This window comes from Mycobacterium sp., assembly GCF_052143115.1.
In the GTDB taxonomy this organism is placed as follows: Bacteria; Actinomycetota; Actinomycetes; order Mycobacteriales; family Mycobacteriaceae; genus Mycobacterium.
In genome coordinates this window covers 1-9,975 of record NZ_JBKQTQ010000022.1, presented here as the reverse complement: position 1 = coordinate 9,975, position 9,975 = coordinate 1, and the positions used below count along the sequence as shown (strand labels likewise).

Below are 9,975 nucleotides of genomic sequence, written 5' to 3'. Positions count from 1 at the left end.
CAGGGCAACCTGGTCGCGACGCTGGACCGCTACAACACCTATGCCGCGCGCGGCGAGGATCCCGATTTCCACAAGCAACCGGAATTCCTTGCGCCGCAGGACAAAGGACCCTGGGGCGCCTTCGACTTGTCACTGGGCAAGGCGATGTATGCCGGTTTCACCGTGGGGGGACTGGCCACGTCCGTGGACGGACAGGTGCTGCGCGAAGACGGCTCGGCGGTGCCCGGCTTGTATGCGGTGGGGGCGTGCGCGTTCAACATCGCCCAGGACGGCAAGGGCTATGCCAGCGGCACGCAGCTGGGGGAAGGCTCGTTCTTCGGTCGCCGCGCCGGAGCGCACGCGGCCCGAGGGGTCGTGGGCGCGCAGGCGCGTTAAGACACAGCGCCGGAGCGCACGCGGCAGAACTATCGCAACCCATCTAACCCGTTTAGACCCAACAGCCCACCGGTGCCACCAGCGCCGGCCTGGCCGTTGGTCGCCCCAAGCCCCGCGTTGCCGCCGCCACCGCCACTCCCCAGCAGAATGGCACGGCCGCCGTGGCCGCCATCACCGCCTGAGCCGGTGAGTCCGACGCCGTCCCCGCCGGCACCGCCGGCACCGCCGTCGCCGAACAGCAACCCACCGTCCCCGCCAGCCCCGCCGACACCGCCCGAGCCAGTGGCGAACCCGCCACTTCCGCCGGCCCCGCCGAACCCGAACAGCAGCCCGCCGGCCCCGCCAGCACCGCCGTTGCTGCCACTAAGCCGAAGTTAAGGCGGTTTTCGGTGGGGATTGTGGGTCTGACCTGAGTCGACGGTGGTGTACCGGCTTGAATATGTAGCCACTGAAGTAGCGTGTCGCTGCGATGGTTTCGAGGGTGATCACGGTATGATTCAACATGTGACGGCATACAGCGGTGCGATGCACGTAGCCCGGAACAAGAGTTCGTATGTGGCGAAGTCCGGTGAGGAGCGGGTCTACGAGTCGGTGCTGCTGCGGCGCACCTTCCGCGACGGGAAGAAGGTCAAGCACCAGACGCTGGCGAACCTGTCGAAGCTGCCGCCTGAGGCGGTCGACGCGATCGAGGCGACGCTGAAGGGACAGACGCTGGTGCCCGCCGGTGAGGCGTTCACCATCACCCGGTCGCTGCCGCACGGGCAGGTGGCGGCGGTGACGGCGATGGCGCGCACGCTGGGGCTGCCCGCACTGCTGGGGCCGGCGGGCCGGGCGCGGGATATCGCGTTCGCGCTGATCGTGTCACGCGTGGTCCGCCCGGCCAGCAAGTTGTCCACGCTGGCCGGGTGGGCCGATACCACCCTGGGCGTAGACCTCGACGTGGCCGCCGCGTCGACCGACGAGGTCTACGCGGCCATGGACTGGCTCGCCGACCGGCAGGATGGCATCGAAAAACAGTTGGCGGCACGGCATCTAGATCCGTCGGTGAATCCGGGGCGGATGGCGCTGTTCGACCTGACCGGCTCGTGGGTGACCGGGCGCTGCTGCGCGCTGGCCGCCCGCGGCTACTCCCGCGACGGCAAAAAGGGCCGCGAGCAGATCGAGTACGGCATCCTCACCGATGTCGAGGGCCGACCGGTGGCGGTGCGCGTGTTCGCCGGCAACACCGCCGACCCGACCGCGTTCACCCAGATCGTCACCGTGATCCGCGACAAGTTCGGGCTCGAGAAGCTGGTGCTCGTCGGTGACCGCGGCATGATCACCTCCGCGCGCATCGCCGCGCTGCGCGACCTCAACGACGACACCGGAACCGGTTTCGGCTGGATCACCGCGCTGCGCGCACCAGTGATCGCCAAACTCGCCGCTGACGACGGGCCGCTGCAGATGAGCCTGTTCGATCGGCAGGATCTCGCCGAGATCAGCCACCCCGACTACCCCGGCGAACGGCTCATCGCCTGCCGCAACCCCGCGCTGGCCGCCGAACGCGCCCGCAAACGCGACGAACTGCTGGCCGCGACCGAGAAGCTGCTCCACCCGATCGCCGACCGGGTGGCCCGCGGCACCCTCGCCGGGGCCGCCCAGATCGGTGAAGCAGTCGGCAAGGTGATCGACAAGTACAAGGTGGGCAAGCACTTTCACCGCACCATCACCGACACCCGCCTGACCATCGCCCGTAAACACGACCAGATCGCCGCCGAGGCCGCCCTGGACGGCATCTACGTGCTGCGCACCAGCGTGCCCGCCGACACCCTCGACCCGGCCGCGGTGGTCACCGGCTACAAGAACCTCGCCACCGTCGAACGCGACTTTCGCATCATCAAGGTCGACGACCTGGACCTGCGGCCCATCCACCACCGCCTCGACGACCGCGTCAAAGCCCACGTGCTGATCTGCATGCTCGCCTGCTACCTGGCCTGGCACCTGCGCCAAGCCTGGGCGCCGATGACATTCACCGACGAGCACCCACCCCAGCGCGACAACCCCGTCGCCCCCGCCCAACGCTCCACCCACGCCGACGCCAAGGCCTCCACCCAACGCGACGAACACGGCAACCCGCTGCGCGGGTTCCGCGGACTACTCGACCACCTCGCCACCCTCACCCGCAACCAGATCCGCTACCACGGCGCCACCACAGAAATCCCAATGCTCACCGAAGCCACCCCCGACCAGCGCCGCGCCTTCCAACTGCTCGACACCGCCATCCCGCTCAAAGCCGCGTAGCCACAACAACCACACCCCAAACCAGCGAATCCCCAGCGCGCCTGCGGATTCGCTCGTTTCTGGCGCAGTAACTTCGGCTTAGTTTTTTGTTCGCATACGCTGACCGGGTATCGAACCGGCCGAAAATCCTCCACCTCGATCCTCCACGCCGCGGGGACTCGACCGCCGCACCCCCGCACGTGGATGCACCCACCCCGCTGCACAAACTGCTGGCAATGTCGCCAATAGTGGTGAAATACCCGAAGTACTTCCGAGTCGACATTGCTGAGATAAGCCGTGGCGAATGACTTGCAAGCCGGAAGCCCGTGGTGGCGGCGGAAACGGGGTCTAGGATCCTTCTGGGGCGCCCGGTACGCGCCAGTGTCAGCTGGCCCGGGTGCGAGGCGTCGGGGCTTCGACCGCGAAAGGCCAACCAGTGAGCGATAAGCCGAATGTCTTGATCATCTGGGGCGACGACATCGGGCAGAGCAACCTCAGTTGCTATAGCAACGGGCTGATGGGATACCGGACTCCCAACATCGACCGCGTCGCCGCCGAAGGGGTGCTGTTCACCGACTATTACGCAGAGCAGAGCTGCACCGCCGGACGGGCGGCGTTCATCACCGGCCAGAACCCGTACCGCACCGGCCTGACCAAGGTGGGCCTGCCCGGGGCGCCGCTGGGCCTGCAGGCGCAGGACCCGACGATCGCGACGGCGCTCAAGGCGCAGGGCTACACCACTGGGCAGTTCGGCAAGAACCACCTCGGTGACCGCGACGAGCACCTGCCCACGATGCACGGCTTCGACGAGTTCTTCGGCAACCTGTATCACCTCAACGCCGAAGAGGAACCCGAACTGCCGGACTATCCGAAGGATCCCGAGTTCCGCAAGAAGTTCGGGCCCCGCGGCGTGCTGCACACCTGGGCCAACGGCGACGGCACCCAGCGCATCGAGGACACCGGTCCGCTCACCAAGAAGCGGATGGAAACCTGTGACGGCGAATTCCGTGACGCCGCAGTCGATTTCATTAAGCGCCAGCACGCAGCCGAAACTCCGTTCTTCGTGTGGTTCAACACCACGCACATGCATTTCCGCACGCATACCGACCCCGAGAGCGTGGGCCGCGCCGGGCGCTGGCAGTCGCGCTATCACGACACGATGTTGGATCACGACGACACGGTCGGCAGCCTGCTGGATCTGCTCGACGAGCTGGGCATCACCGAGAACACGATCGTCATGTACTCCACCGACAACGGACCCCACATGAACAGCTGGCCCGACGCCGGCATGACCCCGTTCCGAAACGAGAAGAACTCCAACTGGGAGGGCGCCTACCGTGTCCCGGCGTTGGTGCGCTGGCCGGGGCACATCCCGGCCGGGTCGGTGCTGACCGGCATTGTCAGCCACGCCGACTGGTTCGTCACGCTGTTGTCGGCGGCGGGCGTACCCGACATCGCCGAGCGGCTGCGCGCGGGCACAGACCTGAACGGCACGAGCTACAAGGTGCACCTCGACGGGCACGACCAGTTGGCGCACATCACCGGCGAGACCGACGAGAGCCCACGCCAGCACTTCTTCTATGTCTCCGACGACGGCGACCTCACCGCACTGCGGTTCGACAACTGGAAGTTCGTCTTCCTTGAGCAGCGCTGCACCGGCACCCTGCAGATCTGGGCGGAGCCGTACGTTGAACTGCGCGTGCCCAAGCTGTTCAACCTGCGGACCGATCCGTACGAGCGGGCCGACATCACGTCGAACACGTACTACGACTGGATGTTGGACCACGTCTTCCTGTTCGTTCCGGCGCAGGCTTACGTCGCGAAGATGCTGGAGACGTTGGTCGAGTTTCCGCAGCGACAGAAATCTGCGAGCTTCAGCATGGACCAGGTGATGGCCAAGTTGCAGGACGCCACTACCCGCAGCAGCTGAGCGAGCCCGTTGGATCGCAACGACCCTTGCGCTGCTGATCGACCACGACGACGCCGAGCGCGAATTTCACTACACCAGTACGGCATAGACGTTCGCCGAGACCGAGCCGATCACCGACGTCGGGGCACGCCTGGGATGGACCGTCGTGAGCATGGCCCGTGACTGGGACGTCGTATTTCCGCCGGTTTCTTGATCTGATTTTTGTTCGCGCGGCCATCGACTGCGCGCCGTCCGAGGCGCAGTCTCAGTGTGACGGCCATCACAGTAGACTCGCTGGGCGGCGCAATCCAACCGCACTGGAGGATCCGATGCTCGAGCACCGCGCGCACTTCATCAATGGACAATGGCAGCCCTCAAACGGCCCGGACCAGATCGCGGTCGTCAACGCAGCCACCGAGGAGGTAATGGGCTCGATCCCGGCCGGCGACGCCGTCGATGCGGACAAGGCAGTGCGTGCCGCCCGCGAGGCGTTTGCTTCCTGGTCGACGACGTCGCCTGCCGAGCGCGCCGGCTATCTGAAGCGGGCGGCCGAGGGGCTGCAACTTCGGCAGACGGAAATCGCGACGATGGTCAGTCAAGAAGTTGGGATGCCTTTCGCATACAGCAACGTGATTCAGGTCGGCCTGCCGGTGCAGTCATTCGTGTCGATTGCCGATGTTGTGCTCAGCTTCCCGTTCGAGCGCCGGGTCTATAACTCGCTGGTGGTTCGGGAACCGATCGGGGTAGTGGTTGCGATCACGCCGTGGAACTATCCATTGCACCAGATCGCGGCGAAGGTTGCGCCGGCTCTGGGAGCCGGGTGCACCGTCGTTCTCAAGCCGAGCGAGGTCGCGCCATTGAATGCATACGCGTTGGCCGAAGTGTTCGAATCGATCGGCCTGCCGCCGGGCGTGTTCAACCTGGTCACCGGGACCGGCGCCGGGGTTGGGGAGACGCTTGTCGCGCACCCGGAAGTCGACATGATCTCGCTGACCGGTTCCACGGTCGCGGGGCGCCGGATCGGCGCGGTCGCCGCCGAAACCATCAAACGGGTCTCCCTTGAACTTGGCGGAAAGTCACCGCTGATCGTCCTGGACGACGCCGATATGGTCGAGGCCGTTTCCGGCGGGCTGTTGGCCTGCTTCCTCAACTCGGGACAGACCTGCATAGCGCTGACGAGAATGATCGTGCCTCGGTCCAAACTGGCCGAGGTCGAAGCGGTGGCGAAGGCGGGCGTCGAATCGATGATTGTCGGTGATCCGTTCGACCCGGCAACGGTTCTCGGCCCGTTGGTGTCCGCTGCGCAGCGCGACCGGGTGGTCGGCTACATCGAGAAGGGCATCGCCGAGGGCGCTCGACTCGTCACCGGAGGACCCACTGCGCCGGACGGGCTGGAGACGGGTTTCTTCGTCCGACCGACCGTCTTCTCCGACGTCACGCCGGACATGGCGATCGTGCGCGAGGAGATTTTCGGTCCGGTTCTGGTGATCCAGGCCTACGACGACGAGGACGACGCCGTTCGGCTGGCCAACGACACGATGTTCGGTCTGAACGCAGGGGTCTATTCGGGCGACGCGGAGCGCGCCATCAGGGTCGCCCGCCGGATTCGGGCGGGCCAGGTCCAGATCAACGACGGCGCCTTCAACATCCATGCGCCCTTCGGCGGATATGGGCAGTCGGGCAATGGCCGCGAGTTCGGCGAATGGGGACTCGAGGAGTTCCTGGAGACCAAATCGATGCAGCTTCCCTAGGGCTGTGCGTCGTCGCAACACCCGATCGAACAGGAAGGTCACCTCCATGGTTCTCGAATTCAACGCTCTCCAGCGCAAAACCCTGACCGCGATCGTCGACACCTTCGTCGCGGCCGTTCCGCGCGAGGACGACCCAACCGGGTTCTACGCCGCCAAGGGCAGCGACATCGGGGCCGACGTTGCCACGCACGATTACCTCGTCGCGCACCTGCCCGACGAGCAACTCGCCGGCCTGCTCCAATTGCTCGATGCCGCCGGCCTGATCGGGTTGAAGAATCAACCCCACGCCATTCGGGAGGCGATCATCGCCAACCTCGCCGGTATCTCGCCTGAGACCGCGGGGGCGATCGCCGCGCTGTATCAGCTTTCGGTGATCTTCGCCTACAGCCTGCCGGGTCCACAGGGCCACAACCCGCTGTGGGCCGGCATGGGATATCCGGGCCCGGTCCAGGCCCCTCCGCCCGATGCTCCGAAGACACTGCAGGTGATCACCCCGTTCGGTGAAACGACGCTGGAGGCGGATGTGGTCGTGGTCGGCTCCGGCAGCGGCGGTGGGGTGGCCGCCGCGGTGCTGGCCCAGGCAGGCAAGCGGGTCATCGTCCTGGAAGCAGGCGGTTATTTCAACGAGTCCGACTTCGTCCAGCTGGAACCGCTGGCCTATCGGAACCTTTTCCTGCGCGGCGGCTTCTTCCCCTCCGCCGACGGCATGGTCAGCATCGCCGCGGGGAGCACCGTGGGCGGCGGCAGCACCGTGAACTGGTCCAACTCGTTGCTGACCCCGGCCACCGTCCGCGCCAGCTGGGCCAAAGACGGCCTCACCGACGTCGACACCCCGGCGTTCGACGACCACCTGCAGGCGGTATTCGAACGCATCAGCTGCAACGACAAGGTGGCCACCCAGAACGCCCCGCACCACCGGTTGGCCGACGGCGCGGCGAAGCTCGGGTACTCCTACCGCGTCGCCATGCTCAACATCGACCCGGACAAATACGACCCGAACCTGATCGGTTACAGCGGAATGGGCGATCAGACCGGCGCCAAGCAGGGCACGCTGCGCACCTATCTACAGGACGCATCCGACGCCGGAGCGAAACTGCTGCCCAACACCCGCGCCGAGCGGATCCTCACCGAGAGCGGCAAGGCCGTCGGGGTCGAGGCGACCTACACCGACCCAGAGACGCAGCAGAACTCCCGCGTCGTCATCCACGCGTCCTCCGTCGTTGCCGCCGCCGGAGCCCTGGAGACTCCCGCGCTTCTCCTGCGGTCGGGCATCGGTGGGCCCGCCGTCGGCGCCGAACTACGGCTGCATCCCGCCAGCCTCGTCACCGGCATCTATGACGAACCGCAGGACCCGTGGTACGGCCCCGCGATGGCCGGCATCATGAACGAGTTCGCCGAGGTGAATGACTGCCACGGCTACATCGTCGAATGCGTGCAGCACCTGCCCGGCCTGTTCACCACCGTCGTGCCCTGGCTCAGCGGCGCGCAGCACAAAGAGCTCACCCGCAAATATCGGTACCGGGCCGACTGGGTGTTCATCGTCAAGGACCGCGGCGCCGGAACGGTCACCATCGACGACAACGGTGAGTCCGCACACTGGTACCCGTTCACCGACGAGCTCGATCGGCGTCATTTCCGCGAGGCCGCGGTGACGTCGATCCGCATGCAGGAGGCCGCGGGTGCGCAACAGATCTTCCTCGCGGGCCAGCCCTTTGCGCCGTGGCAGCGCGGCGAGGACCTCGAGAAGTTCATCGAGAAGGTCAACCAGGTCCCGATCGGCCCCGGCGGCACGCCGGTGTTCAGCGCCCATCAGATGTGCAGCGCAAAGCTGGGCAGCGACCCGCAGACGTGCGTCGCGAAGCCAAATGGCGAGCTGCACGACACGACCGGGGTCTGGATCGCCGACGCCAGCGGGATGCCCTGCTGCTCGGGAGTGAATCCCATGGTGTCTGTCATGGCACTGGCGCACCGCACGGCGACGAACATGCTGAACCAGCCCTGACACACCCTGTATTCCGAGTTGGCGGTTCGCCTCGTCAGCGCAACTAGCGAATAGGAACGACTAGATGATGCAACTGCAACTCGCGCAGCCCTGGGGACGCGCCAGTCACTTCAGCGACATCGCCGGACCGGTGCACTGGGTGGACTTTGGCGGGCCGGCGGGCGTTCCGCCGATCGTCATGGTGCACGGATTGGGTGGCTCACATCTGAATTGGGTCAGGGTCGCTCCCGCGCTGACCGAGCGCAACCGAGTGATCACCATCGACCTGCCCGGGTTCGGGTTCTCACCTGCCGCGGGCAGAAGAACCTCCATCGAAGGCAACACGAAGATACTCGACCGCTTCATCAACGAAATCATAGGCGGCCCAGTCATTGTGATGGGCAACTCGATGGGCGGCGCCATCACGATCCTGGAGGCCGCCGCCAGCCCGCAGGCGGTCGCCGCGGCAGTACTTGTCGATCCGGCACTGCCACGACCACCGGAGGTTCCCGACCGCCAGGTCGCCGCGCAGTTCCTGATGTACGCCATCCCCGGCGTCGGCGAGGCCTTCATGGACATCAGCAGACGATCCAGAACCGATCGCGAGTTCGTCGAGCGAGTCGTGAACCTGTGCTTCGCCGATCCGCGCCGCAGCTCCCCGGAACTCATGGACGCCGCCACCGAACTCGTCGCATACCGCCGCCGCCACATGCCCAACCAAGATGCCGCCTTCCTGCAGGCCGCACGGTCGGTGCTGCGGGCCGGTCTTAGGCCGCGTCAGTTCAAGAACACGATGAGGTCGCTGGTACAGCCGGTGCTGCTCATCCACGGCGATCGGGATCGGCTGGTGCCCGTCGCCGCCGCGCGCATGGCGGCCGCCGCTAATCCCAAGTGGGACACCGAGATTCTCCATGACGTCGGACATACACCACAGCTCGAGAATCCCGACGCAGTAATCCACGCCGTGTCGCGCTGGCTGGATCGCCGCGAACTTGGCGCCACCGGCGCCGGAAACATGACCGCACCAATTGAGGACAATCGATGAAACAGCTCTCCGGTGGGGCCCAGCGCCCAGGTAGCGGCTTATATCGTGTCTTCGATGAACAGCGCCATCGACGCGGTAAATGCGTGCAACGCGTTACGGCCCGCGATCGGGCCGATCTCCCCGGCGGCGAAGAAACCGGCGAGCGGAATCCCGCCAAGTAGTTCCTCGATGGTCGACGCGTCGTGGTCGGCGACCCCGAACATCCGCCGCCCACGCCCGTTGCAGGTGAACAACAGCGCGCCAACCGGACGCCCGGGCAGCGCCGCTCCCGCCCGCTCTACCGTCAGGCGCAGGTCCTTGTCGGCGCCCACCGCGTCACGGACCTGGAACTGCACGGTCGCGCCGACTTCGACGACCTCGCCGATCTCGATCGCCCCGGTCGATTGGTCGGCGCCGAGCAGCCCGCGGATCAGGAAGTCGCCCTGACCCGGAGCCGCCAGGTGCTCGTCGACGACGATCCCGACCTGCAGGCCGTGGCTGACCAGTTCCTGCTCGTCGCGCGGCAGCCCCGCGACGATCTCACGCAGGCGCTGCAGCGGCGGTCGGCCGCCCAGCTCGGTGATCAGTGCGCCGTCCGCGCCGGTGACGATGTATGGGTCGCCGATCGGCCGGCAGCCCTGCGACACGATCGGGACACCGTGCACGCCGGGCAGGC

At 66.4% G+C, this 9,975-nt stretch carries 8 protein-coding genes; 6 read left to right on the top strand and 2 right to left on the bottom strand.

Annotated features, from left to right (window positions below):
* Positions 1-375: FAD-binding protein (locus ACLQI9_RS02150; protein WP_442390904.1), on the top strand; the 375-nt coding region annotated here is incomplete at its 5' end.
* 52 nt (positions 376-427) lie between these two features.
* Here the strand turns inward: ACLQI9_RS02150 and ACLQI9_RS02145 are convergent.
* Positions 428-739 (bottom strand): hypothetical protein, encoded by a 312-nt coding sequence (locus ACLQI9_RS02145; protein ID WP_442390902.1) that lies wholly within the window; start codon positions 737-739, stop codon positions 428-430.
* Positions 740-867: 128 nt separating this feature from the next.
* Here ACLQI9_RS02145 and ACLQI9_RS02140 point away from each other — a divergent pair, with 128 nt between their 5' ends.
* The 5 genes from ACLQI9_RS02140 to ACLQI9_RS02120 all read left to right on the top strand — a co-directional run bounded on the left by ACLQI9_RS02140 (position 868) and on the right by ACLQI9_RS02120 (position 9,320).
* Positions 868-2,655 (top strand): IS1634 family transposase, encoded by a 1,788-nt coding sequence (locus tag ACLQI9_RS02140; RefSeq protein ID WP_442390900.1) that lies wholly within the window; start codon positions 868-870, stop codon positions 2,653-2,655.
* A 415-nt stretch (positions 2,656-3,070) separates the two neighbouring features.
* The gene (locus tag ACLQI9_RS02135) at positions 3,071-4,564 is read left to right on the top strand and encodes an arylsulfatase (RefSeq protein WP_442390898.1); all 1,494 of its coding nucleotides are present in this window, start codon (positions 3,071-3,073) and stop codon (positions 4,562-4,564) included.
* A gap of 308 nt (positions 4,565-4,872) precedes the next feature.
* The gene (locus ACLQI9_RS02130) at positions 4,873-6,294 is read left to right on the top strand and encodes an aldehyde dehydrogenase family protein (RefSeq protein WP_442376868.1); all 1,422 of its coding nucleotides are present in this window, start codon (positions 4,873-4,875) and stop codon (positions 6,292-6,294) included.
* A gap of 46 nt (positions 6,295-6,340) precedes the next feature.
* Positions 6,341-8,296, top strand: coding sequence for a GMC family oxidoreductase N-terminal domain-containing protein (locus tag ACLQI9_RS02125; RefSeq protein WP_442390896.1), 1,956 nt, complete (start codon positions 6,341-6,343; stop codon positions 8,294-8,296).
* Between the two features lie 64 nt (positions 8,297-8,360).
* Entirely contained in the window at positions 8,361-9,320 is a 960-nt protein-coding gene (locus ACLQI9_RS02120; RefSeq protein ID WP_442376864.1) for an alpha/beta fold hydrolase, read from the top strand.
* 38 nt (positions 9,321-9,358) lie between these two features.
* Here ACLQI9_RS02120 and ACLQI9_RS02115 read toward each other — a convergent pair.
* The coding region (locus tag ACLQI9_RS02115; RefSeq protein WP_442390894.1) for an FIST C-terminal domain-containing protein at positions 9,359-9,975 on the bottom strand (617 nt) is incomplete at its 5' end.

Coding starts and splice junctions, on each gene's coding strand:
- ACLQI9_RS02140 (WP_442390900.1), top strand. CDS start 868: ATGATTCAACATGTGACGGCATACAGCGGTGCGATGCACGTAGCCCGG.
- ACLQI9_RS02130 (WP_442376868.1), top strand. CDS start 4,873: ATGCTCGAGCACCGCGCGCACTTCATCAATGGACAATGGCAGCCCTCA.
- ACLQI9_RS02125 (WP_442390896.1), top strand. CDS start 6,341: ATGGTTCTCGAATTCAACGCTCTCCAGCGCAAAACCCTGACCGCGATC.
- ACLQI9_RS02120 (WP_442376864.1), top strand. CDS start 8,361: ATGATGCAACTGCAACTCGCGCAGCCCTGGGGACGCGCCAGTCACTTC.